At 52.2% G+C, this 22,703-nt stretch carries 26 protein-coding genes; 7 read left to right on the forward strand and 19 right to left on the reverse strand.

Annotated elements, in window-relative coordinates; genetic code table 11:
• Positions 1-55 precede the first annotated feature (55 nt).
• Positions 56-712, forward strand: coding sequence for a protein-serine/threonine phosphatase (gene pphB, locus H9644_RS05975; RefSeq protein WP_191773747.1), 657 nt, complete (start codon positions 56-58; stop codon positions 710-712).
• A gap of 41 nt (positions 713-753) precedes the next feature.
• Here the strand turns inward: pphB and H9644_RS05980 are convergent, their stop codons facing one another.
• From H9644_RS05980 to H9644_RS05990, 3 genes are read right to left on the reverse strand one after another with little or no spacing between them, the layout of a single operon-like run.
• Positions 754-990, reverse strand: a complete 237-nt coding sequence (locus H9644_RS05980; protein ID WP_015963262.1) for a non-oxidative hydroxyarylic acid decarboxylases subunit D — start codon at positions 988-990, stop codon at positions 754-756.
• A gap of 10 nt (positions 991-1,000) precedes the next feature.
• Positions 1,001-2,428, reverse strand: coding sequence for a non-oxidative hydroxyarylic acid decarboxylases subunit C (locus tag H9644_RS05985; protein WP_191773750.1), 1,428 nt, complete (start codon positions 2,426-2,428; stop codon positions 1,001-1,003).
• Positions 2,428-3,021 (reverse strand): non-oxidative hydroxyarylic acid decarboxylases subunit B, encoded by a 594-nt coding sequence (locus H9644_RS05990; RefSeq protein WP_064528105.1) that lies wholly within the window; start codon positions 3,019-3,021, stop codon positions 2,428-2,430. Before H9644_RS05990 ends, H9644_RS05985 begins: the two co-directional genes overlap by 1 nt.
• 145 nt (positions 3,022-3,166) lie before the next feature.
• Here H9644_RS05990 and H9644_RS05995 point away from each other — a divergent pair, with 145 nt between their 5' ends.
• Positions 3,167-3,574: a MarR family winged helix-turn-helix transcriptional regulator gene (locus H9644_RS05995; RefSeq protein ID WP_064528108.1), complete on the forward strand. Its 408-nt coding sequence runs from the start codon at positions 3,167-3,169 to the stop codon at positions 3,572-3,574.
• Between the two features lie 114 nt (positions 3,575-3,688).
• On the opposite strand, the gene rpoS is transcribed toward H9644_RS05995, so the two are convergent.
• The 12 genes from rpoS to cysD all read right to left on the reverse strand — a co-directional run bounded on the left by rpoS (position 3,689) and on the right by cysD (position 13,461).
• Positions 3,689-4,681 carry an RNA polymerase sigma factor RpoS gene (gene rpoS, locus H9644_RS06000; protein ID WP_000081550.1) on the reverse strand — a complete coding sequence of 331 codons (993 nt, stop codon included), beginning with the start codon at positions 4,679-4,681 and terminating at the stop codon, positions 3,689-3,691.
• A gap of 62 nt (positions 4,682-4,743) precedes the next feature.
• Positions 4,744-5,832, reverse strand: a complete 1,089-nt coding sequence (nlpD, locus tag H9644_RS06005) for a murein hydrolase activator NlpD (protein WP_225221319.1) — start codon at positions 5,830-5,832, stop codon at positions 4,744-4,746.
• A gap of 192 nt (positions 5,833-6,024) precedes the next feature.
• Entirely contained in the window at positions 6,025-6,651 is a 627-nt protein-coding gene (gene pcm, locus H9644_RS06010) for a protein-L-isoaspartate O-methyltransferase (protein WP_000254703.1), read from the reverse strand.
• Entirely contained in the window at positions 6,645-7,406 is a 762-nt protein-coding gene (gene surE, locus H9644_RS06015; protein WP_001516955.1) for a 5'/3'-nucleotidase SurE, read from the reverse strand. The genes pcm and surE overlap by 7 nt, the downstream gene beginning before the upstream one ends.
• A complete protein-coding gene (gene truD, locus H9644_RS06020; RefSeq protein WP_191773754.1) occupies positions 7,387-8,436 on the reverse strand; it encodes a tRNA pseudouridine(13) synthase TruD in 1,050 nt (349 codons plus the stop codon). Before truD ends, surE begins: the two co-directional genes overlap by 20 nt.
• Entirely contained in the window at positions 8,433-8,912 is a 480-nt protein-coding gene (gene ispF / locus H9644_RS06025) for a 2-C-methyl-D-erythritol 2,4-cyclodiphosphate synthase (protein ID WP_001219242.1), read from the reverse strand. The genes truD and ispF overlap by 4 nt, the downstream gene beginning before the upstream one ends.
• The gene (gene ispD / locus H9644_RS06030) at positions 8,912-9,622 is read right to left on the reverse strand and encodes a 2-C-methyl-D-erythritol 4-phosphate cytidylyltransferase (protein ID WP_191773756.1); all 711 of its coding nucleotides are present in this window, start codon (positions 9,620-9,622) and stop codon (positions 8,912-8,914) included. The genes ispF and ispD overlap by 1 nt, the downstream gene beginning before the upstream one ends.
• Positions 9,623-9,640: 18 nt before the next feature.
• Positions 9,641-9,952 carry a cell division protein FtsB gene (gene ftsB / locus H9644_RS06035; protein WP_000517476.1) on the reverse strand — a complete coding sequence of 104 codons (312 nt, stop codon included), beginning with the start codon at positions 9,950-9,952 and terminating at the stop codon, positions 9,641-9,643.
• A gap of 193 nt (positions 9,953-10,145) precedes the next feature.
• Entirely contained in the window at positions 10,146-10,469 is a 324-nt protein-coding gene (locus tag H9644_RS06040) for a DUF3561 family protein (protein ID WP_064528120.1), read from the reverse strand.
• Positions 10,470-10,518: 49 nt separating this feature from the next.
• Positions 10,519-11,124, reverse strand: coding sequence for an adenylyl-sulfate kinase (cysC, locus tag H9644_RS06045; RefSeq protein WP_191774055.1), 606 nt, complete (start codon positions 11,122-11,124; stop codon positions 10,519-10,521).
• Complete coding sequence (gene cysN / locus H9644_RS06050) at positions 11,124-12,551, reverse strand: sulfate adenylyltransferase subunit CysN (protein WP_191773758.1); 1,428 nt, start codon at positions 12,549-12,551, stop codon at positions 11,124-11,126. The genes cysC and cysN overlap by 1 nt, the downstream gene beginning before the upstream one ends.
• Position 12,552: 1 nt before the next feature.
• Entirely contained in the window at positions 12,553-13,461 is a 909-nt protein-coding gene (gene cysD / locus H9644_RS06055; RefSeq protein WP_000372392.1) for a sulfate adenylyltransferase subunit CysD, read from the reverse strand.
• Between the two features lie 250 nt (positions 13,462-13,711).
• Here cysD and iap point away from each other — a divergent pair, with 250 nt between their 5' ends.
• Entirely contained in the window at positions 13,712-14,749 is a 1,038-nt protein-coding gene (gene iap / locus H9644_RS06060) for an alkaline phosphatase isozyme conversion aminopeptidase (RefSeq protein WP_064528124.1), read from the forward strand.
• Positions 14,750-14,875: 126 nt separating this feature from the next.
• Here the strand turns inward: iap and H9644_RS06065 are convergent, their stop codons facing one another.
• The 4 genes from H9644_RS06065 to cysJ all read right to left on the reverse strand — a co-directional run bounded on the left by H9644_RS06065 (position 14,876) and on the right by cysJ (position 19,693).
• On the reverse strand, positions 14,876-15,028 hold the full coding sequence (locus tag H9644_RS06065) for a Hok/Gef family protein (protein WP_000956458.1): 153 nt from the start codon (positions 15,026-15,028) through the stop codon (positions 14,876-14,878).
• 264 nt (positions 15,029-15,292) lie between these two features.
• Positions 15,293-16,027, reverse strand: a complete 735-nt coding sequence (gene cysH, locus H9644_RS06070; protein ID WP_064528127.1) for a phosphoadenosine phosphosulfate reductase — start codon at positions 16,025-16,027, stop codon at positions 15,293-15,295.
• A gap of 154 nt (positions 16,028-16,181) precedes the next feature.
• A complete protein-coding gene (gene cysI / locus H9644_RS06075; protein ID WP_191773765.1) occupies positions 16,182-17,894 on the reverse strand; it encodes an assimilatory sulfite reductase (NADPH) hemoprotein subunit in 1,713 nt (570 codons plus the stop codon).
• Positions 17,894-19,693, reverse strand: coding sequence for an NADPH-dependent assimilatory sulfite reductase flavoprotein subunit (gene cysJ, locus H9644_RS06080; protein WP_191773767.1), 1,800 nt, complete (start codon positions 19,691-19,693; stop codon positions 17,894-17,896). The genes cysI and cysJ overlap by 1 nt, the downstream gene beginning before the upstream one ends.
• A 315-nt stretch (positions 19,694-20,008) precedes the next feature.
• Here cysJ and queD point away from each other — a divergent pair, with 315 nt between their 5' ends.
• From queD to H9644_RS06100, 4 genes are all read left to right on the forward strand, one after another.
• Complete coding sequence (gene queD / locus H9644_RS06085; protein WP_016159619.1) at positions 20,009-20,374, forward strand: 6-carboxytetrahydropterin synthase QueD; 366 nt, start codon at positions 20,009-20,011, stop codon at positions 20,372-20,374.
• A gap of 77 nt (positions 20,375-20,451) precedes the next feature.
• The gene (locus tag H9644_RS06090) at positions 20,452-21,723 is read left to right on the forward strand and encodes an FAD-dependent oxidoreductase (protein ID WP_191773769.1); all 1,272 of its coding nucleotides are present in this window, start codon (positions 20,452-20,454) and stop codon (positions 21,721-21,723) included.
• Positions 21,714-21,974, forward strand: coding sequence for a ferredoxin family protein (locus tag H9644_RS06095; RefSeq protein WP_191773771.1), 261 nt, complete (start codon positions 21,714-21,716; stop codon positions 21,972-21,974). Before H9644_RS06090 ends, H9644_RS06095 begins: the two co-directional genes overlap by 10 nt.
• Positions 21,975-21,990: 16 nt before the next feature.
• On the forward strand, positions 21,991-22,566 hold the full coding sequence (locus tag H9644_RS06100; protein WP_130214505.1) for a glycerol-3-phosphate responsive antiterminator: 576 nt from the start codon (positions 21,991-21,993) through the stop codon (positions 22,564-22,566).
• The last annotated feature ends 137 nt before the right edge of the window (positions 22,567-22,703 follow it).

The following is a 22,703-nucleotide window of genomic DNA, read 5'->3' on the forward strand; positions in this document are numbered from 1 at the left end:
GAATCAAATAAAAATACCCTGTATAATAAGAGAGCTTATTTTACAGGGTAAAACCATGCCATCTACACGCTATCAAAAAATTGATGCTCATAACTATCGCCATATACGGGCCGTTGGTGATATTCATGGTGACTATCAATTATTACAATCCCGCCTACATCAACTCTCTTTTTGCCCTGAAACAGACTTACTTATTTCTGTCGGCGATAATATTGATCGTGGGCCGGAGAGCCTTAACGTGCTACGCCTGTTAAACCAGCCCTGGTTTACGTCGGTTAAAGGCAACCACGAGGCGATGGCGCTTGATGCCTTCGCGACTGGCGATGGCAATATGTGGCTTACCAGTGGCGGTGACTGGTTCTTTGAGCTAAATGATTCGGAACAAAAAGAGGCAATAGATCTGTTGCTGCGATTCCATAACCTTCCGCATATTATTGAAATCACCAACGATATTATAAAATATGTCGTCGTACATGCAGATTATCCTGGTGATGAGTATCAGTTCGGTAAAAAAATAGCGCAAAGCGAATTACTCTGGCCTGTTGAGCGTGTTCAGAAATCGCTTAAAGGTGAGTTAAAAAAAATAATCGGTGCCGATTTCTTTATCTTCGGGCATATGATGTTTACGAATATCCAGATATTTGCTAACCAGGTTTATATTGATACCGGCTCGCCGGAGAGCGGACGGTTATCGTTTTATAAAATTAAATAACGTGGCCGGGTAAGGCAAAGCCTCTACCCGGCACTTTTTTATTAACGCTTATCTTCCGCCAGCAGCGGTGGAATGCTCGGCACCATCGGCGCATCATCAATATCTTTCTGCGTCATACGAAACGCTTCCGGGTAATGTTCGCGACTGGTGCGGCGTAGCGGTTCGGTATCTCGCCAGGTATAAAGGCAATGCTGGCACTGGTAGACCGTCCAGACATCTTTCACCGGCGATTTCGCCATCACTTCAATCTGTTCATCGGCACAACGTGGACAAATCATCTTCTTCTCCTTATTGACGTGCGGCCAGCATAGCGGTCAGTTTTTCAGCCCAGGCTTTGGTTTCCGGTAAGTCCACCACCGGCTGGCTGTAGTGACCACGGTTGTCCGGGGCGACAGGCGTGGTGGCGTCGATAATCAGCTTGTCGGTGATCCCCGCCGGGCTTGAGCCAGGGTCGAGTTCCAGCACGGACATATTCGGCAACTGCACCAAATCCCCTGCCGGGTTCACTTTCGACGAGAGCGCCCACATCACCTGCGGCAGGTTGAACGGGTCAACGTCTTCATCGACCATAATCACCATCTTTACGTAGCCCAGACCGTGCGGCGTGGTCATCACACGCAGGCCCACCGCGCGGGCAAAGCCGCCGTAGCGTTTTTTGGTGGAGATTATCGCCAGCAGGCCATGGGTGTACATGGCGTTCACCGCCTGCACTTCCGGGAACTCGGCTTTCAGTTGCTGATACAGCGGCACGCAGGTGGCAGGCCCCATCAGGTAGTCGATTTCGGTCCACGGCATGCCGAGGTACAGCGATTCAAAAATCGGTTTGGTGCGGTAAGAGACTTTATCGATGCGCACCACGGTCATATTGCGCCCGCCGGAGTAGTGGCCGGTAAACTCACCGAACGGCCCTTCAATTTCACGTTTGCGGCTTTCGATAACGCCTTCGAGGATCACTTCCGAGCCCCACGGCACATCAAAACCGGTCAGCGGGGCGGTAGCTATCGGGTACGGGTTTTCGCGCAACGCGCCCGCCATTTCATATTCGGACTGATCATATTTCAGCGGAGTGGCCCCCATCAGGGTAATGATAGGATCGTTACCCAACGTGATGGCAATCGGCAGATCTTCACCGCGCTCTTCCGCTTTATGCAGATGCAGGGCGATATCGTGCATCGGCACCGGTTGCAGGCCGAGCTTACGTTTGCCCTTCACTTCCATACGGTAGATGCCGACATTCTGCTTACCGAAGTTTTCCGGGTCGAGTGGGTCGCGGGAAACCACGCAGGCTTTATCGAGATAGAATCCACCATCGCCGTCGTTTAAACGAAACAGTGGCAGGATATCGAACAGGTTAATCTCTTCGCCATCGACAGTGTTCTGCGCCCAGGCTGGATTTGCGCGACGCTCCGGGGCAATCGGGAAGTTATCCCAGCGGCGGATAAACTCATCAATCTGTTTTTTAACCGGCGTGTTTGGCGGCAGGCCGAGGGAAATCGCGTGGTTCTGCCAGGAACCGATGGTGTTCATCGCCACGCGGGCATCGGTAAAGCCGCGAATATTATCAAACCACAGTGCAGGCGCGCCGTCGCCGATGCGCCCGGTGGCGTTGGCAGCAGCGGCCAGATCTGGCTCGGCATTCACCTCTTCGCTGATTTTCAGCAACTGACCGTGGTCATCAAGCGCCTGTAAAAAACTGCGTAAATCATCAAAAGCCATTACTCATTCTCCTGAGAAAAACTCCCGGACTGCGGCAATCCTTGCCAGCGCCTGGCTTGAGGATGTTCGAGGCCAAACTGATCCAGCACGCGAGCTACCACGTGGTGGACAATGTCATCTACCGTTTCGGGATGGTTATAGAAGGCAGGCATGGGCGGTATCATCGCCACGCCCATACGGGAAAGCGCGAGCATATTTTCAAGGTGGATAGTACTGAGCGGCATTTCACGCGGCACCAGCACCAGCTTGCGCCCTTCTTTAAGAACAACATCAGCAGCGCGCCCCACCAGCCCATCGGCATAGCCAGCACGAATACCAGCCAGCGTCTTCATACTGCACGGAATGACGATCATTCCATCGGTACGAAAGGAACCTGAGGAGATAGTCGCCGCCTGATCCGCCGGGTTATGGCAGTAGTCTGCCAGGGCAGCGACATCGCGAACACTGTAGGGCGTTTCCAGTTCAATGGTGGTTTTCGCCCACTTCGACATCACAAGATGTGTTTCCACACCGGGCATCTTCTTTAGTGCCTGCAGTAATGCCACACCAAGAGGCGCACCTGTAGCCCCTGTCATCCCGACTATCAGTCTCATTTTTATTCCCTTAATTGTTCGTACACGAACGTTATTATTAACATACCCTTCTATTCACATAGCGGCAAGTGCGGAAAAGTAACAACATCCCCTTCGTCACTAAAAAACCGCTATGATAGCGACAGAAAGTTAGCCCGGAGTTTACATGGCGTTACGAAATAAAGCGTTCCATCAGTTACGACAGCTTTTTCAGCAGCACACGTCTCGCTGGCAGCATGAGTTGCCTGACCTGACCAAACCGCAGTACGCCGTGATGCGCGCCATTGCTGATAAGCCTGGTATCGAACAGGTGGCGCTGATGGAAGCAGCAGTCAGCACCAAGGCAACGCTGGCAGAAATTCTGGCAAGAATGGAAAATCGTGGCCTGGTCAGACGAGAGCATGACACCGTCGATAAGCGGCGGCGTTTTGTCTGGCTGACTGCCGAAGGAGAAAAGGTACTTGCTGCGGCGATACCGATTGGTGACAGTGTGGATGAGGAGTTTTTGGGACGTTTGAGTGGAGAAGAGCAGAAACTGTTTATGCAACTGGTGCGCAAGATGATGAACAAATAGGATGCTGATTGCCGGATGCGACGCCCGCGCGTCTTATCCAGCCTAAAAACCGACTCTCCAGACAAAAGAAAAAGGCCAGCCTCGCTTGAGACTGGCCTTTCTGACAGATGCTTATTATTCGCGGAACAGCGCTTCGATATTCAGCCCCTGAGTCTGCAAAATCTCACGCAGACGGCGCAGGCCTTCAACCTGAATCTGGCGAACACGTTCACGGGTGAGGCCAATTTCACGACCTACATCTTCCAGTGTTGCCGCTTCGTACCCCAGCAAACCGAATCGACGTGCCAGCACTTCACGCTGCTTGGCGTTCAGTTCGAACAGCCATTTGACGATGCTTTGTTTCATATCGTCATCTTGCGTGGTGTCTTCCGGACCGTTTTCTTTTTCATCGGCCAGGATGTCCAGCAACGCTTTTTCGGAATCACCACCCAGTGGGGTGTCTACCGAGGTAATGCGCTCGTTAAGACGAAGCATACGGCTGACGTCATCAACCGGCTTATCCAGTTGCTCTGCTATCTCTTCCGCACTCGGTTCGTGGTCCAGCTTATGGGACAACTCACGTGCGGTTCGCAGGTAAACGTTCAGCTCCTTTACGATGTGAATCGGCAAACGAATAGTACGGGTTTGGTTCATAATGGCCCGTTCGATCGTCTGGCGAATCCACCAGGTTGCGTATGTAGAGAAGCGGAAACCACGTTCCGGGTCAAACTTCTCAACCGCGCGGATCAGCCCCAGGTTGCCCTCTTCGATAAGGTCCAGCAGCGCCAGACCACGATTGCCATAACGGCGGGCAATTTTTACCACCAGACGCAAGTTACTCTCGATCATCCGGCGGCGAGAGGCGACATCACCACGCAGTGCGCGACGCGCAAAATAAACTTCTTCTTCGGCCGTTAACAGTGGCGAATAACCAATCTCACCAAGGTAAAGCTGAGTCGCGTCCAGCACACGCTGTGTTGCCCCCTGCGATAACAGCTCCTCTTCGGCCAAATCGTTATCACTGGGTTCCTCTTCAACTAAGGCCTTTTCGTCAAAAACCTCAACTCCATTCTCATCAAATTCCGCATCTTCATTTAAATCATGAACTTTCAGCGTATTCTGACTCATAAGGTGGCTCCTACCCGTGATCCCTTGACGGAACATTCAAGCAAAAGCCTGGTTCCGCCGATTTATCGCTGCGGTAAATAACGCAGCGGGTTTACGGATTTCCCCTTGTAACGAATTTCAAAATGCAAGCGTGTTGAACTGGTTCCGGTGCTACCCATGGTCGCTATTTTTTGCCCCGCCTTAACTTCTTGTTGTTCCCGGACCAGCATTGTGTCGTTATGGGCGTAGGCACTCAGGTAATCATCATTATGTTTGATGATAATCAGATTACCGTAGCCGCGCAGCGCATTACCGGCATAAACAACGCGGCCATCTGCGGTCGCGATAATTGCCTGTCCTTTGCTACCTGCGATATCAATCCCCTTGTTGCCTCCCTCAGAAGCGCCAAAGGTTTCAATCACTTTGCCCTCAGTCGGCCAGCGCCAGGTGGAGATCGGCGTACTGGTTGTTGTACTGCTGACAGTTGGCTCGGTTGTGCTTGCTGTTGGTACCGTTACAGGCGCTGTGACCGTGGTCGCAGTTGGCTTGTTGTTCGGCAACATTTTGTTAGCACTCTGTTCACCCGAAGATTCAGAATACGTAATTGTCGGTTGCGACGCAACAGCAACGGTGGAATTTTGTGCAGGCTTGATCACAACTCCTTGCTCTGCTGCATCGGCCTGGGTAATGGCATTTCCGCCAGTGATTGGCGTACCGGAAGCATTACCCACCTGTAAGGTCTGACCTACGTTCAGAGCGTAAGGAGCCTGAATATTGTTGCGTTGGGCAAGGTCACGGAAATCGTTGCCGGTAATCCAGGCGATATAAAAAAGTGTGTCGCCTTTTTTCACGGTGTAAGTGCTGCCGCTATAACTGCCTTTCGGAATATTCCCGTACTGACGGTTATAGACGATGCGTCCGTTTTCCATTTGCACCGGTTGCTGGGTAACAGGCTGTACCGGTTGGATTTGCGGCTGTTGAGCCGATTGAATTTGTGGCTGTTGTACCGGCTGAATTTGTGGTTGCTGCGTTGTAGACGTCGTCCCCATTTTCGGTGGCGGCGTAATCAACATACCAGAATTGGTATTTGCTGGCGCATTGCCATTAACGGAGCTGACCGGTGCCGGTGGATTTGAAGTGTCAGAACAGCCAGCCAACCATAGCGAAACCAGTGACAAAGCCGCAATACGGCGAACGGTGAATTTTGGGCTTCCCGCGCTCATTTATCCCCCAGGAAAAAATTGATTAATAACCAGTGACATAATTACCGTGCAAGGCACCCTACTGAACACTGGAAAAGATGTTCACGATACGCTGACCTGCTGCAAAATAACCAGGAAAATTCCAGGTATTTTCCTCACGCTTTAAGCCAGCTCCCCCTTTACTAAGGGAACAAAGCGCACCGCCTCCACAGTGTCGATAATAAATTCGCCTCCCCGACGACGCACCCGCTTTAAATACTGGTGCTCTTCCCCTACAGGTAAGACGAGAATGCCGCCTTCGTCCAGTTGCGTCATTAACGCTGTCGGAATTTCGGGCGGTGCAGCCGTTACAATGATAGCGTCAAACGGCGCACGTGCTTGCCAACCTTGCCATCCATCTCCGTGACGGGTTGAAACATTGTGTAAATCAAGATTTTTCAGACGTCTGCGCGCCTGCCACTGCAATCCTTTAATCCGTTCAACCGAGCATACATGCTGGACAAGATGTGCCAGAATTGCCGTTTGATATCCCGAACCAGTGCCGATTTCCAGCACTCGCGACTGCGGCGTCAGTTCGAGTAATTCGGTCATTCGCGCCACCATATACGGCTGCGAAATTGTCTGCCCCTGACCTATCGGCAACGCGATATTGTCCCAGGCTTTTTGTTCAAACGCTTCATCGATGAATTTTTCACGCGGCACGGCAGCAAGTGCATTAAGCACCTGCTCATCCTGAATACCTTGCGCACGTAATTGATCCAGAAGTGCTTGTACGCGTCTGCTTACCATTGCGTGCCAACTCCCACGCTGTTTAACCAGTCTGAAACCACATCTTGCGCGTTGTGCGCGGTTAAATCTACATGCAGCGGCGTGATGGAGACGTAGCCTTCATCTACCGCAGCAAAATCGGTCCCCGGACCGGCATCACACTTACCGCCCGGCGGGCCAATCCAGTACAGCGTATTACCGCGCGGATCCTGCTGCGGGATAACCTGATCTGCCGGATGTCGTGTACCGCAGCGAGTCACGCGGATACCTTTAATCTGATCCAGTGGTAAATCAGGTACGTTGATATTGAGAATACGTCCGGTACGCAGCGGCTCTTTACACAGTGCGCGCAAAATGGAACAGGTGACTGCTGCAGCAGTGTCGTAATGTTTATGCCCGTCAAGTGAAACGGCAAGCGCCGGAAAACCTAAATGACGGCCTTCCATCGCGGCGGCCACCGTACCGGAATAAATAACATCATCACCCAGATTCGGCCCGGCGTTAATACCCGAAACCACAATATCCGGGCGCGGACGCATCAGAGCATTCACGCCAAGATAGACGCAGTCGGTCGGGGTTCCCATTTGCACGGCGATATCACCATTTTCAAAGGTAAACGTGCGCAGGGAGGATTCCAGCGTCAGGGAGTTTGAAGCACCGCTGCGATTACGATCGGGGGCGACCACCTGAACGTCAGCAAACTCACGCAGAGCTTTCGCCAGCGTTTGTATACCGGGCGCATGTACCCCGTCATCATTACTCAGCAATATGCGCATAATCACCTGTTGTGTTGATAAGTTCCCTGACAACGCTGGTCGCAAAGCTTCCTGCCGGAAGCCAGAAACGGATTTCTACGGTGACGTCATCCCACCAGTTCCAGCTTAATTGTTGCGGATATAACAGCATCGCTCTGCGCGCGGCTTCTACTTTTTCGCGCACCAGTAGGGCTTGCAATTCAGTTTCGTCGGCTACCGCCGCTTGTTCGAATGCCAGCGCCTCACGCTGGGTTCCCCATTCGCCGCTACCCGGCATAGCAGCAGTAATCATCAGCTCTTTATCGTTCACGCGACGCTGTAATTCTGCCAGTTCTTCGTGAGTAGCAACAAACCAACTGCCGCGCCCGGCTAATTGTAGCGCATCACCGTCAACAACCTGATTAACTTCTGCTTTTTTGAGTCGTTCAGCAACAATCTGATTAAATAACGCACTACGAGCTGCCGACAACCAAAAACTACGCTTATTGCGATCGCGCACCGGAGTATTGGTTTGCGCCCAGCGCAACGCGCCCTGCAAGTTACTACCGCCAATACCAAAACGTTGCGCGCCAAAGTAATTCGGTACACCTTTCACGCAAATATCGATCAGTCGCTGTTCAACGTCATCACGATTGCTCACTTCTCGCAGCACCAGGGTAAAGGCGTTGCCTTTCAGCGCCCCTAAACGCAGTTTACGCTTGTGGCGCGCATACTCCAGCACCTGGCAGCCTTCCAGCTGAAACGCGCTTAGATCAGGCATCTCTTTGCCCGGTACGCGAGCGCATAACCACTGTTCCGTAACGGCATGTTTGTCTTTCTGCCCGGCGAAACTGACTTCGCGAGCATGAATTTTCAGGAATTTCGCCAATGCGTCGGCCACAAAACGGGTATTGCAGCCGTTTTTAAGAATGCGCACCAGGATATGCTCACCTTCACCATCAGGCTCAAAGCCTAAATCTTCCACCACCACAAAGTCTTCCGGGTTGGCTTTCAGCAGCCCGGTTCCTTGCGGTTTGCCGTGGAGGTAAGTGAGATTATCAAATTCAATCATTTTGTTGCCTTAATGAGTAGCGCCACCGCTTCACAGGCAATCCCTTCCCCACGTCCGGTAAATCCGAGTTTTTCCGTAGTAGTGGCTTTCACGTTAACATCATCCATATGGCAGCCGAGATCTTCGGCAATAAACACGCGCATTTGTGGAATATGCGGCAGCATCTTCGGTGCCTGAGCGATGATAGTGACATCGACGTTGCCGAGGGTATAGCCCTTCGCCTGAATGCGTCGCCAGGCTTCGCGTAGCAGCTCGCGACTGTCCGCACCTTTAAATGCCGGATCGGTATCCGGGAACAGCTTGCCGATATCCCCCAACGCCGCTGCACCAAGTAATGCATCAGTCAGCGCGTGCAGCGCCACGTCGCCATCAGAATGTGCCAGCAGCCCTTTTTCATAAGGGATGCGCACGCCACCAATGATAATTGGGCCTTCGCCGCCAAAGGCGTGAACATCAAAACCGTGTCCAATTCGCATTATGTATTCTCCTGATGGATGGTTCGGGTGAGGTAAAATTCGGCAAGCGCCAAATCTTCCGGGCGCGTGACTTTAATGTTATCCGCTCGGCCTTCGACAAGCTGTGGATGAAAACCGCAGTATTCCAGCGCCGAGGCTTCGTCAGTAATGGTAGCGCCTTCATTTAAAGCGCGCGTCAGGCAGTCATGTAACAGCTCACGAGGGAAAAATTGCGGCGTCAGCGCGTGCCATAAGCCGTTGCGATCAACGGTATGAGCAATGGCGTTTTTGCCAGGCTCCGCGCGTTTCATCGTATCGCGCACCGGCGCGGCGAGAATCCCTCCCGTGCGGCTGGTTTCGCTCAACGCCAACAGGCGCGCGAGGTCATCCTGATGCAGACAAGGGCGAGCGGCGTCATGCACCAGCACCCACTGTGCATCACCAGCGGCTTTCAGACCTGCCAGCACGGAATTAGCACGCTCTTCACCACCATCAACAACGGTGATTTGCGGATGATTCGCCAGAGGAAGTTGTGCAAAGCGGCTATCGCCAGGGCTTATTGCAATGACGACACGCGACACCCGGGGATGCGCCAGCAGCGCATGCACCGAGTGTTCAAGAATGGTTTGATTACCGATTAAGAGATATTGCTTAGGACATTCCGTTTGCATTCGGCGGCCAAATCCGGCCGCCGGAACCACGGCGCAAACATCCAAATGAGTGGTTGCCATGTTAATTCCCGGGCTGATTTATCGATTGTTTTGCCCCGCAGACTGTGCGCGCTTCGACGCGTCAGGCACCAGACGATAAAAAGTTTCGCCCGGCCTGGTCATGCTGAGTTCATTACGCGCACGCTCTTCGAGCGCCTCCTGGCCGCCATTGAGATCGTCAATTTCGGCAAAAAGCTGATCGTTTCGCGCTTTAAGTTTCGCGTTTGTAGCTTGCTGTGCCGCCACATCATCATTGACGCGGGTATAGTCATGTATACCGTTCTTACCGAACCACAGCGAATACTGTAGCCAGACCAGAATAGCCAGCAACAGCAGCGTTAGTTTACCCATCCTGCCCCCTGAAAAACGGCATCCTCATCCCATGCATCCGAAGACGACTCTACATCCTCTGTTGGGGATACCGCGACAACGCGGGCAAATGTACCACATTTGTCCATTGTTACGTATACCCAGGGCGCGCAGAACATAATCTCATTGTTGGTTACGGTTTGAATTATGGACAGAATGAACAGGAAAGAACAGATTAGCCCAACAACCACATAAACAGTGCACCAAACATAATGCCAACGGTGATAAAAGTGAAAACAATACTGTAGCGTAATTTTCCGTCCATCAAGGAATGCAGCGCAATACCTACCACCACCGCAACAGGCATCAGCGCCAGAAAGAAAGGCCAGGTGTAGATAAAGAAAAACAGCGTGTTAGAGCCATAAATCAACATCGGAATCGCCAGTGCACACAGCCAGGACACAAAACCGACCACGGCCCCAGGTAGCGACCATGTGGTTTCTTCGTCCTCAGTAAGGCTATCACTATTTGTTAGTGTAATGTTATGGCTATTACGCATATCGGATCCTGTCACTTTGACGAACCGGGCATGAAAACCCGGTGGTGTCTCAGGATCTGATAATATCGTTCTGTCTCAGTAGATCTAATAATTGCTGAACCAAATTTGTTACTAATTGTTCACCATTGAGATGAATTTCTGCCGATTCAGGCGCTTCGTAAATTGCATCTATTCCGGTAAAGTTGCGCAGTTCACCAGCGCGCGCTTTCTTATATAAGCCTTTTGGATCGCGAGCCTCGCAAATCGTCAGCGGCGTATCGACAAACACTTCGATAAATCGCCCTTCTCCTACGCGTTCGCGAACCGTCTGGCGTTCAGCGCGATGTGGCGAGATAAACGCGGTCAGCACCACTAGTCCGGCTTCAACCATTAAATTCGCCACTTCACCAACCCGACGGATATTTTCTTTGCGATCGGCATCGCTAAAACCGAGATCGCTACATAACCCGTGGCGAACGTTGTCACCATCCAGCAAATACGTACTGACGCCGAGTTTATGCAGTGCTTCTTCCAGCGCGCCCGCGACGGTTGATTTACCGGAACCGGAGAGCCCAGTAAACCACAGCACAACACCACGATGTCCGTGGTGTTGTTCGCGCTGTTGCACAGTTACTGGGTGGCTATGCCAGACGACGTTTTCGTCATGCAGCGCCATCATTTACCTCCCAGTAAATCGCGCGCGCCCCAGTGCGGGAAGTGACGGCGTACTAACGCATTCAGTTCAAGCTCGAACGCACTAAATTCCGATGGCGCAACGACGGCATCGTTTGTTGGCTCACGCACCATACCTGCACCAACAGTCACGTTGCTCAGACGATCGATAAAAATCAGCCCACCCGTCACCGGATTTTGTTGATAACGATCTAACACCAGCGGCTCGTCAAAGGTGAGATCCACCAGGCCGATCCCATTCAGCGGCAGGTTTTCAACTTCACGCTGGGTAAGGTTATTAATATCAACCTGATAGCGAATCCCATCAACACGAGCGCGCGTCTTCTTACCGGCGATTTTGATGTCGTAACTCTGGCCCTGGGAAAGCGGTTGTTCCGCCATCCATACCACATCAACTGACGCACTCTGCACCGCCGGCAGCGCTTCATCTGCTGTCAGCAGCAGATCGCCACGGCTGATGTCGATCTCATCCGTCAGCACCAGTGTGATCGCTTCTCCGGCAAAAGCTTCTTCGCGATCGCCATCAAAAGTAACGATCCGCGCGATGTTTGACTCCACGCCAGAGGGCAGTACTTTGACACGTTGCCCGACTTGCACGCGACCGGAAGCCAGCGTTCCGGCGTAGCCACGAAAATCGAGATTCGGGCGGTTAACGTATTGAACCGGGAAGCGCATCGGCTGGGCATCAACCACTCGCTGGATCTCAACGGTTTCCAGCACTTCAAGTAATGTTGGGCCGCTGTACCACGGCATACTTTCGCTTTGCGAAGCCACATTGTCGCCTTCCAGGGCAGAGAGCGGTACAAAACGAATATCCAGATTGCCCGGTAATTGTTCGGCAAAAGTCAGGTAGTCTTCACGAATGCGGGTGAATGTCTCTTCACTGTAATCCACCAGATCCATTTTATTGATCGCCACAACCAGATGTTTAATCCCCAGCAGCGTAGAGATAAAACTGTGACGACGGGTTTGATCGAGCACGCCTTTACGGGCGTCGATCAATAAGATCGCCAGCTCACACGTTGACGCGCCGGTCGCCATATTGCGGGTGTACTGCTCGTGCCCAGGAGTGTCGGCGATAATAAATTTACGCTTCTCGGTGGAGAAATAACGGTAAGCCACATCGATAGTGATGCCCTGTTCGCGTTCAGCTTGCAGGCCATCCACCAGCAACGCCAAATCCAGTTTTTCGCCCTGGGTACCGTGTCGTTTGCTGTCGTTATGCAGCGATGAGAGCTGATCTTCGTAGATTTGGCGAGTATCGTGCAGCAGGCGACCAATCAGGGTGCTTTTGCCGTCATCGACGCTGCCGCAGGTCAGAAAACGCAGCAGGCTTTTATGTTGTTGGGCAATCATCCAGGCTTCGACGCCGCCTTCATTGGCGATTTGTTGTGCAAGTGCGGTGTTCATCTTAAAAATACCCCTGACGTTTTTTCAGCTCCATGGACCCCGCCTGGTCGCGGTCAATCACGCGGCCCTGACGTTCACTGGTGGTGGAAACCAGCATCTCTTCGATGATTTCCGGCAGTGTTTGTGCGTTTGATTCCACCGCACCGGTCAGCGGCCAGCAGCCCAGCGTGCGAAAGCGCACCATCCGTTTTTTAATCACTTCGCCCGGTTGCAGGTCGATACGGTTGTCATCAATCATCATCAACATACCGTCGCGTTCCAGGACCGGACGTTCAGCGGCGAGATACAGCGGAACAATGTCAATATTTTCCAGCCAGATGTATTGCCAGATATCCTGCTCGGTCCAGTTAGAGAGCGGGAAAACGCGGATGCTTTCGCCTTTGTTGATCTGCCCGTTATAGTTGTGCCACAACTCCGGACGCTGGTTTTTCGGATCCCAGCGATGAAAGCGGTCACGGAAAGAGTAGATTCGTTCTTTGGCGCGGGACTTCTCTTCATCGCGACGTGCACCACCGAAGGCGGCATCAAAGCCGTATTTATTCAGCGCCTGTTTCAGACCTTCGGTTTTCATAATGTCGGTATGTTTGGCGCTGCCGTGCACGAACGGGTTAATCCCCATCGCTACGCCTTCTGGATTTTTATGTACCAACAGCTCGCAGCCGTAAGCTTTCGCCGTACGATCGCGGAACTCATACATCTCGCGGAATTTCCAGCCGGTATCGACATGCAGCAGTGGGAACGGCAGCGTACCAGGATAAAACGCCTTGCGCGCCAGATGCAGCATGACGCTGGAATCTTTGCCGATGGAGTAGAGCATCACCGGATTTGAGAATTCTGCCGCCACCTCGCGAATGATGTGGATGCTTTCCGCCTCCAGCTGTCGCAGGTGGGTAAGTCGTTTTTGATCCATAACCGTTCCTTTGCAATACCGCTATTTTCTTGCCATCAGATGTTTCGACTATAGGGAGCGCAGGAGAACGAATGAAATTACCAATTGGAATGAGTAGTTCCTTAACGGAATAACGCTTTGGCAAAGCAAATATCAAAAAGTGCTTAAGCTACCGGATTTCGGGCGTTTAGGAAGATTTGAAATTGTTTTAGCGCAGCAGCAGTTTCATACTATGGCGGTAAAAAATTTGCATGGTATTTAAGGACTCACTATGTTTTCCGCATTGCGCCACCGTACCGCTGCCCTGGCGCTCGGCGTATGCTTTATTCTCCCCGTACACGCCTCGTCACCTAAACCTGGCGATTTTGCCAATACACAGGCGCGACATATTGCCACTTTCTTTCCGGGACGAATGACCGGTACACCCGCAGAAATGTTATCAGCCGATTATATTCGGCAACAGTTTCAGCAAATGGGTTACCGCAGTGATATTCGGACATTTAATAGCCGATATATTTATACCGCCCGCGATAACCGCAAAAACTGGCACAACGTGACGGGAAGTACGGTGATTGCCGCTCATGAAGGCAAAGCGCCGCAGCAGATCATTATTATGGCGCATCTGGATACCTATGCCCCGCAGAGCGACGCAGATGCAGATGCCAATCTCGGCGGGCTGACGTTACAAGGAATGGATGATAATGCCGCAGGTTTAGGTGTCATGCTGGAGCTGGCTGAACGCCTGAAAAATACGCCAACCGAATATGGCATTCGTTTTGTAGCAACCAGTGGCGAAGAGGAAGGGAAATTAGGCGCTGAGAATTTACTCAAACGCATGAGTGATACCGAAAAGAAAAATACTTTATTGGTGATTAATCTCGATAATCTGATTGTTGGCGATAAGCTGTATTTCAACAGTGGCGTAAAAACACCTGAAGCAGTAAGGAAATTAACGCGCGACCGGGCGCTGGCAATTGCCCGCAGTCATGGAATTGCCGCCACCACAAATCCAGGTTTGAATAAAAACTATCCGAAAGGCACCGGATGTTGTAATGACGCAGAAATTTTCGACAAAGCGGGCATTGCTGTACTTTCGGTGGAAGCGACAAACTGGAATCTGGGAAATAAAGACGGTTATCAGCAACGCGCAAAAACAGCCGCATTCCCTGCGGGAACTAGCTGGCATGATGTAAGACTGGATAATCAACAGCATATTGATAAGGCACTTCCTGGAAGAATAGAACGCCGCTGCCGTGATGTTATGCGGATAATGCTACCGCTGGTGAAGGAGCTGGCGAAGGCGTCCTGATGGGTTTGAAATGATCACTCCCGAGCCTGCAGGAAATCAATGCCACCTGAAAAAGAGTATAAAAAACGGGTGCAGAAGGCCAAACTATAACAATTCAATACGCGGGGTTTTACCCCCGCGTGGTGGCTACTTCTTCGATTCGTAAGCGAGAACTGCCTTAAACTCCATACCACGTTCTCTGATACTCAACTCACACAATGAGTCGCCTACCATGAGCGTGAATCCCAGCACTGTACAACACAGTACGATGATTGCCACAAGGGCATATTTTGTCAGCATGTCTTGCCTCCCTGCAAAGAAGAGACTAACATCCGAATTGCTACGTTCGAACGCAGGCCTCAGGTTGATAGAAATATCGCCTGGGGCTTTTGTCCATCTGGAACCTCGCGAATGCTTAACGCCAGACAGCCTCAAGCACCCGACGCCATTCTATGCCTGTAGATTCCCCTTGCTACATTCACGTTTAAAAGCAGGAACGCTCCTCGCAAAATAAAAACGCCCCCATCTTTTCAGACAGAGGCGTTTATTAAGCGGAGCGAAGTTTTAGCCTTCGTGCAGCCCACATTCCCTTTTTAAACCAAAGAAACGCGTTTCTTCTTCTGCCATGCCGGGTTCCCATTTACGGGTTGTATGGGTATCTCCCACCGATAAATATCCTTCATCCCATAAAGGATGATATTTCAGGCCATGTTTTTGCAGGTACTGATAAATAGTGCGGTTATCCCAGTCGATAATAGGCAGCACTTTAAATACACCACGCTGGATAGCCAGTACCGGTAAATTGGCACGGCTGCCGGATTGTTCGCGGCGCAGGCCAGCAAACCAGGTTTGCGCATTCAGTTCTTTCAGCGCTCGGTTCATCGGTTCAACTTTGTTGATGTCATTGTATTTTTCAATGCCTTCAACGCCCTGCTCCCACAGTTTGCCGTAGCGCGCTTCCTGCCAGGCGGCGCTTTCGGTGGCGCGGTACACTTTCAGGTTGAGCTTGAGTTTGTCCGTTAACTCATCAATAAAACGGTAAGTTTCCGGGAACAAGTAACCCGTATCGGTGAGGATCACCGGAATATCCGGGCGAATCTGATTCACCAGATGCAGGCTCACCGCTGCCTGAATGCCGAAGCTGGAAGAAAGCACATATTCACCGGGCAGATTATCCAGCGCCCAGGCGACGCGGCCTTCGGCGTCCAGTTTTTCCAGTTGGGCATTAGTTTCTGCCAGTGCCAGAATGCAGTCTACCTTTGGCAGCTCATTCAGGGCGTTTAGATCGAGTCTGGACATAGGTTCCTCACTGTTTGCCTTGCCTGATGCGTGTTACGGTTCCGTAGGTCGGATAAGGCGTTTACGCCGCATCCGGCAAAGGCGCCACGATGCCTGATGCGACGCAGGCGCGTCTTATCAGGCCTACAAAACCAAGCAGAAGTGGCAATTCATGTTAATCCCACAAATCGCGCGCCGGATCGAGCACCGGGCGAATGATGCCCGCACGCACCGTAAAGTCGCCGAAGCCCTCACCCGCTTCGCGCTCTTTCGCCCAGCGCCCAATCAGTTCATCAAGCGACGCCAGGATTTCCGGCTCGGTGATGTTTTCTTTATACATTCGTGGGATACGTGTTCCCATGCGGTTGCCGCCAAGATGCAGGTTGTAGCGACCCGGCGCTTTACCCACCAGGCCAACTTCCGCCAGCATCGCGCGACCACAGCCATTTGGGCAGCCCGTCACTCGCATTACGATATGCTCATCGCTGACGCCATGTTTCGCCATTAAATTATCGATGTTGTCGATAAACGACGGCAAGAAACGTTCAGCTTCCGCCATCGCCAGCGGACACGTTGGGAACGACACGCAGGCCATTGAGTTTTCACGCTGCGGAGTGACGACATTCATCAGGCCGCTCACCAGCGCGATTTTCTCGATCTTCGCTTTCTGGCTTTCCGGTACACCGGCGATGATCAGATTCTGGTTAGCCGTAATGCGGAAATCGCCTTTGTGGATCTTCGCGATCTCCAGCAGGCCGGTTTTCAGCGGACGCCCCGGATAATCGAGAATACGACCATTTTCGATGAACAGCGTCAGGTGCCATTTGTCGTCGATCCCTTTTACCCAGCCGATACGATCGCCACGTCCGGTAAATTCATACGGGCGGATCGGCTCAAACTTGATCCCTGCACGACGTTCCACTTCCGCTTTAAACGTCTCAACGCCCACGCGCTCCAGGGTATATTTGGTTTTGGCATTTTTACGGTCGGTACGGTTACCCCAGTCGCGCTGGGTGGTAACGACCGCTTCCGCCACGGCCAGCGTATGTTCCAGTGGCAGATAACCAAACTCGCTTGCTGTACGGGCGTAGGTTTTTTTGTTGCCGTGTTCCATCGAAAGGCCGCCGCCAACCAGCAGGTTGAAGCCTACCAGCTTACCGTTTTCGGCTATCGCCACGAAGTTCATGTCGTTGGCGTGCAGATCGATATCGTTCTGCGGCGGAATAACTACCGTGGTTTTGAACTTACGCGGCAGGTAGGTCTGACCGAGGATCGGTTCTTCATCGGTGGTAGCAACTTTTTCCTGATCGAGCCAGATCTCCGCGTAAGCGCGAGTACGCGGCAGCAGATGCTCAGAGATTTTCTTCGCCCATTCGTAGGCTTCCGCGTGCAGCTGCGACTCGAACGGGTTTGAGGTGCACAGCACGTTACGGTTCATGTCGTTGGCGGTGGCTAATGCATCCAGACCGATCGAGTGCAGCATCTGGTGTGCCGGTTTGACGTTCTTTTTCAGAATACCGTGGAACTGGAACGTCTGGCGGTTGGTCAGACGAATGCTGCCGTAAATCGTGTTGTCTTCAGCAAATTTATCAATCGCCTGCCACTGTTTGGTGGTGATAACACCACCCGGCAAGCGGCAGCGGAGCATCATGGCATGACGTGGTTCCAGCTTCTGTTCAGCACGTTCAGCACGAATGTCGCGGTCATCTTGCTGATACATGCCGTGGAAACGGATCAGCAAGAAGTTGTCGCCTTTAAAGCCGCCTGTCAGGCCGTCGTTTAAATCTTCTGCAATGGTGCCGCGCAGATAGTTGCTTTCAAGTTTCATGCGCTCGGCATCTGCCAGTTTACCTTCGACCACTAAAGGCCCTGGATATTTTTCGCTCATTAGTAGACATCTCGCTGATAACGGCGCTCTACGCGCAGCTCACTTAAAAATTCATCCGCCGCTTCGGTGTCCATGCCACCAAATTCGGCAATCACTTCCAGAAGTGCCTGTTCAACGTCTTTCGCCATGCGATTAGCGTCGCCGCAGACATAAATGTGGGCACCGTCGTTGATCCAGCGCCACAGTTCTGCGCCCTGTTCGCGCAGTTTGTCTTGTACGTAAACTTTTTCTTTTTGATCGCGCGACCAGGCGAGATCGATACGCGTCAGCACGCCCTCTTTCACATAACGCTGCCATTCCACCTGGTAGAGGAAATCTTCCGTAAAGTGTGGGTTGCCGAAGAACAGCCAGTTTTTACCCGGCGCTTCGTCAGCTGCACGTTGCTGCATAAAGGCGCGGAACGGTGCGATACCCGTACCGGGGCCAATCATAATCACCGGCGTTTCCGGGTTAGCGGGTAAGCGGAAGTTGTCGTTATGTTCGATAAAGACGCGGACTTCGCCCTCTTCTTCCACGCGATCGGCGAGGAAGCTGGAGGCACCACCAGCACGGGCGCGGCCTTCCACGTCATAACGCACCACGCCGACGGTGACGTGCACTTCGCTCTCGACTTCCGCCTGCGATGAGGCGATGGAGTAAAGACGAGGCGTCAGCGGGCGCAGCAAGTTAATCAAGTCTTCAGCGTCAAGCTGTGCCGGAGAGAAACGCACCATGTCGACAATCGGCGTGGTCGCGGCGTAATGCTGTAACTTCGCTTTATCGCCCACCAGCGGCAGCAGCGTTTCACTGCGGGTAAGCGTGGCGTAGTTCTCAACGATGTTGGCGGTGTTAACCGTCAGTTCGTAGTGCCACTGTAGCGCTTCGCTCAGAGTCAGCGTTTTGCCATCAACGGTGACGGGTTCATCGCCTTTCAGCCACAGCAGTTCAACAAGTTCTTTAACCAGTGCGGGATCGTTCTGATACCACACCCCCAGCGCATCGCCCGGCTGATAGCGCAGGCCAGAGTCGCCTAAGTCAATTTCGATATGGCGAACGTCTTTTTCAGAGTTACGTCCAGTAATTTTCTGGTTAACCGAAAGGTTCGCCACCAGCGGCGCCTCTTTGCTATACGGGCTGGTGTGAATTTCATTTACCGCGCCAGTAGCGACGGGTTGGGAAGGTGCTGCGACAGGCGTGCGAGATTTCAGTACATCAACCACGCGAGCGCGCCATTCGCTGGCGGCAGCCTGATATTCCACATCCGCATCGACACGGTCGAGCAGGCGTTCACCGCCAAGATCCGCCAGCTTGCTGTCGAAATCTTTCCCGGACTGGCAGAAAAATTCATAAGAGCTATCACCGAGGCTAAACACGGCAAACGCGGTGTTTTCCAGCTTCGGCGCTTTTTTGGAGAACAGGAACTTATGCAGCGCGACGGCTTCTTCCGGCGGTTCCCCTTCCCCTTGTGTTGAAGTCACCACGATAAGCAGTTTTTCACTGGCGATTTGTTTGAATTTATAGTCGCCCGCGTTCACCAGCTTAACGTTCAGTTTTACCGCTAATAAGTCATCGCGTAATGCTTCGGCGACCCGACGCGCATTGCCAGTTTGCGAAGCAGAGATAATAGTTATACCCGGCATTTCTGCACCAGGAGCTGGCGTCGCCGCAAGCGCAGCAGGTTGCTGGTTGAGTACTCCCCAGAAATAACCAGATACCCAGGCAAGCTGGGTGGGTGTTAAATCGGTAGTGGCCGCCTGGAGGCGTGCCAGTTGCTCCGGGTTCAGCGGAAGCAAAGCGGAAGGTGGGACCTGTGTCGTCATGCGTCGTTATGTTCCAGTAAGCAAAGCTGTTTATCGGCCCTGTCAGCGCCCATAAAACAGAAGAGAAGGTAAGGTTAACGGCGCGAAGGGGGTGGATTAAAGACGGGATAGCGATAACTAATAACCAAATCGACTAACCTGTTTTAGCAATAGTCTTTAACAACAAAATAGATTTATTAACTCAATGAAAAATAGATAAATATCGACCGCAATTAAGTTAAATCGGTCATTTTGCGCAACAAACCTGTTTTTAGTAATGCGAAAAAACAGGCTTTCCGGTACTCTACGGCGGTTTTATCGTCCTGTAGAGAAATTATGATGTCCACCACGTTATTTAAAGATTTCACCTTCGAAGCCGCTCACCGTCTGCCGCACGTCCCACAAGGACATAAGTGCGGGCGCTTACACGGGCATTCTTTTATGGTGCGCCTGGAAATTACAGGGGAAGTCGATCCACATACGGGCTGGATTATCGATTTCGCTGAACTGAAAGCGGCGTTTAAACCGACCTACGATCGCCTGGACCACTATTATCTCAATGATATACCCGGTCTGGAAAACCCGACCAGCGAAGTTTTAGCAAAATGGATTTGGGATCAAGTTAAACCTGTTGTGCCGCTATTAAGTGCGGTGATGGTGAAAGAAACCTGCACTGCGGGCTGTATCTATCGCGGCGAATGATAAGAGTGTGTCGGCGGTCAATTTCCCTTAAGTAACGCCATGTTAGGGTGTTGCGCTCAGGATAACTGGAGCACACCATGGAAGATGACTGCGACATTATTATTATCGGTGCCGGCATTGCGGGCACCGCTTGTGCATTACGCTGCGCGCGAGCGGGTTTGTCTGTTCTGTTACTGGAACGCGCTGAAATTCCCGGCAGTAAAAATCTTTCCGGCGGACGGCTATATACCCATGCACTCGCGGAACTCCTCCCCCAATTTCATCTGACCGCGCCCCTTGAGCGTCGCATCACTCACGAAAGCCTTTCCCTGTTAACGCCGGATGGCGCAACGACATTTTCCAGCTTACTGCCCAGCGGCGAATCATGGAGCGTGTTACGCGCGCGGTTCGATCCGTGGCTGGTTGCAGAAGCCGAAAAAGAAGGTGTCGAGTGTATCCCTGGTGCGACGGTAGATGCGCTGTATGAAGAAAACGGCAGAGTGTGTGGCGTTATCTGTGGCGATGATATTCTCCGCGCCCGTTATGTCGTCCTGGCAGAAGGTGCCAATAGCCTCCTGGCGGAACGACACGGATTAGTTACCCGCCCTGCTGGCGAATCTATGGCGTTGGGTATCAAAGAAGTGCTGGCACTGGAGAGGTCCGTTATCGAAGAGCGTTTTCATCTGGAAAGCAACGAAGGTGCGGCAATGCTGTTCAGCGGCGAAATCTGTGATGACCTGCCCGGTGGCGCATTTTTTTATACCAATCAACAAACGCTATCAGTTGGGATTGTTTGCCCGCTCTCTTCCCTTGCACAAAGCCGTGTTCCGGCAAGCGAGCTGTTGGCTCGTTTTAAAACACATCCGGCAGTGCGCCCGCTTATCAAAAACACGCAATCGCTGGAGTATGGCGCGCATCTGGTGCCGGAAGGTGGTCTGCACAGTATGCCGGTACAATATGCTGGTTACGGCTGGCTGCTGGTGGGGGATGCGTTGCGTAGTTGCGTCAATACCGGAATTTCCGTGCGCGGTATGGATATGGCGTTGACTGGCGCACAAGCGGCGGCACAAACCCTGATAAGCGCCTGTCAGCAACGCGAACCGCAAAATCTGTTTCCGCTTTATCATCACAACGTAGAACGCAGTCTCCTGTGGGATGTTCTACAGCGTTATCAGCATGTTCCGGCGCTTTTGCAACGCCCAGGCTGGTATCGGATGTGGCCTGCGTTAATGCAGGATATTTCCCGTGATTTATGGAATCAGGGGGATAAACCTGTCCCGCCGCTGCGCCAGTTACTCTGGCGCCATTTACGTCGTCATGGCCTGTGGCATCTGGCGGGCGATGTTATCAGGAGTATCCGATGTCTGTAGCCCGTAATTTCTGGCGCGCTGCTGATGCGCCGCATATTGTTCCCGCTAAATACGTTGAGCGCCCGACGGCACAACGGTTGATTAACGCCTGTCCGGCAGGGCTTTTTGCGCTCACGCCGGAAGGGGACTTGCGCGTTGATTATCGCGGTTGCCTTGAGTGCGGAACCTGCCGTTTGCTGTGCGACGAAAAAACACTACAACAGTGGCGCTATCCGCCTTCCGGATTCGGCATCACCTACCGCTTTGGATAAATAACAAGGATAATTTATGTCCCTCTTACACCTGCTCCGTCAGAATCCGGTGATTGCTGCCGTTAAAGACAATGCCAGCCTGCAACTGGCAATCGACTCTGAATGTCGGTTTATTTCCGTGTTGTACGGCAATATCTGCACCATCAGTCATATCGTTAAAAAGATTAAAAATGCCGGGAAATATGCCTTTATCCATGTCGATTTGCTGGAAGGCGCATCGAACAAAGAAGTGGTGATTCAATTTCTGAAACTGGTGACCGAAGCGGACGGTATAATCAGTACCAAAGCCTCAATGTTGAAAGCTGCCAGAGCAGAAGGTTTTTTCTGTATTCATCGCTTGTTTATTGTCGATTCGATTTCGTTTCACAACATTGATAAACAAGTTGCGCAATCGAATCCGGATTGTATTGAGATCCTGCCAGGCTGTATGCCCAAAGTGCTGGGCTGGGTGACGGAGAAAATCCGCCAGCCGCTGATTGCAGGCGGGCTGGTGTGCGATGAAGAAGATGCGCGTAATGCAATTAACGCGGGTGTCGTGGCGCTTTCCACCACGAATACCGGGGTCTGGACGTTAGCGAAAAAGTTGCTTTGACGTGATAATCGTAACGAATTGAATTTGTGTTATTTATAGGCCGCACGCAACATCCGGCATTCAGCGTCTGATGCGACGCTAACGTGTCTTATCAGGCCTACCTGTCCCGAGCCCAGAACCGTAGGTCGGATAAAGCG

It is taken from the genome of Escherichia whittamii, from assembly GCF_014836715.1.
Lineage (GTDB): Bacteria > Pseudomonadota > Gammaproteobacteria > Enterobacterales > Enterobacteriaceae > Escherichia > Escherichia whittamii.

Excerpts from the sequence above, each read along its gene's own strand:
- H9644_RS05995 (WP_064528108.1), top strand. The coding sequence starts at position 3,167 with ATGGCGTTACGAAATAAAGCGTTCCATCAGTTACGACAGCTTTTTCAG.
- rpoS (WP_000081550.1), bottom strand. The coding sequence starts at position 4,681 with ATGAGTCAGAATACGCTGAAAGTTCATGATTTAAATGAAGATGCGGAA.
- ftsB (WP_000517476.1), bottom strand. The coding sequence starts at position 9,952 with ATGGGTAAACTAACGCTGCTGTTGCTGGCTATTCTGGTCTGGCTACAG.
- H9644_RS06040 (WP_064528120.1), bottom strand. The coding sequence starts at position 10,469 with ATGCGTAATAGCCATAACATTACACTAACAAATAGTGATAGCCTTACT.
- ispD (WP_191773756.1), bottom strand. The coding sequence starts at position 9,622 with ATGGCAACCACTCATTTGGATGTTTGCGCCGTGGTTCCGGCGGCCGGA.
- queD (WP_016159619.1), top strand. The coding sequence starts at position 20,009 with ATGATGTCCACCACGTTATTTAAAGATTTCACCTTCGAAGCCGCTCAC.
- cysH (WP_064528127.1), bottom strand. The coding sequence starts at position 16,027 with ATGTCCAGACTCGATCTAAACGCCCTGAATGAGCTGCCAAAGGTAGAC.
- cysD (WP_000372392.1), bottom strand. The coding sequence starts at position 13,461 with ATGGATCAAAAACGACTTACCCACCTGCGACAGCTGGAGGCGGAAAGC.
- H9644_RS05990 (WP_064528105.1), bottom strand. The coding sequence starts at position 3,021 with ATGAGACTGATAGTCGGGATGACAGGGGCTACAGGTGCGCCTCTTGGT.
- surE (WP_001516955.1), bottom strand. The coding sequence starts at position 7,406 with ATGCGCATATTGCTGAGTAATGATGACGGGGTACATGCGCCCGGTATA.
- cysN (WP_191773758.1), bottom strand. The coding sequence starts at position 12,551 with ATGAACACCGCACTTGCACAACAAATCGCCAATGAAGGCGGCGTCGAA.
- H9644_RS06090 (WP_191773769.1), top strand. The coding sequence starts at position 20,452 with ATGGAAGATGACTGCGACATTATTATTATCGGTGCCGGCATTGCGGGC.
- truD (WP_191773754.1), bottom strand. The coding sequence starts at position 8,436 with ATGATTGAATTTGATAATCTCACTTACCTCCACGGCAAACCGCAAGGA.
- H9644_RS06065 (WP_000956458.1), bottom strand. The coding sequence starts at position 15,028 with ATGCTGACAAAATATGCCCTTGTGGCAATCATCGTACTGTGTTGTACA.
- H9644_RS05980 (WP_015963262.1), bottom strand. The coding sequence starts at position 990 with ATGATTTGTCCACGTTGTGCCGATGAACAGATTGAAGTGATGGCGAAA.
- cysJ (WP_191773767.1), bottom strand. The coding sequence starts at position 19,693 with ATGACGACACAGGTCCCACCTTCCGCTTTGCTTCCGCTGAACCCGGAG.
- iap (WP_064528124.1), top strand. The coding sequence starts at position 13,712 with ATGTTTTCCGCATTGCGCCACCGTACCGCTGCCCTGGCGCTCGGCGTA.
- pcm (WP_000254703.1), bottom strand. The coding sequence starts at position 6,651 with ATGGTAAGCAGACGCGTACAAGCACTTCTGGATCAATTACGTGCGCAA.
- H9644_RS06100 (WP_130214505.1), top strand. The coding sequence starts at position 21,991 with ATGTCCCTCTTACACCTGCTCCGTCAGAATCCGGTGATTGCTGCCGTT.
- cysC (WP_191774055.1), bottom strand. The coding sequence starts at position 11,124 with ATGGCGCTGCATGACGAAAACGTCGTCTGGCATAGCCACCCAGTAACT.
- H9644_RS05985 (WP_191773750.1), bottom strand. The coding sequence starts at position 2,428 with ATGGCTTTTGATGATTTACGCAGTTTTTTACAGGCGCTTGATGACCAC.
- ispF (WP_001219242.1), bottom strand. The coding sequence starts at position 8,912 with ATGCGAATTGGACACGGTTTTGATGTTCACGCCTTTGGCGGCGAAGGC.
- pphB (WP_191773747.1), top strand. The coding sequence starts at position 56 with ATGCCATCTACACGCTATCAAAAAATTGATGCTCATAACTATCGCCAT.
- cysI (WP_191773765.1), bottom strand. The coding sequence starts at position 17,894 with ATGAGCGAAAAATATCCAGGGCCTTTAGTGGTCGAAGGTAAACTGGCA.
- H9644_RS06095 (WP_191773771.1), top strand. The coding sequence starts at position 21,714 with ATGTCTGTAGCCCGTAATTTCTGGCGCGCTGCTGATGCGCCGCATATT.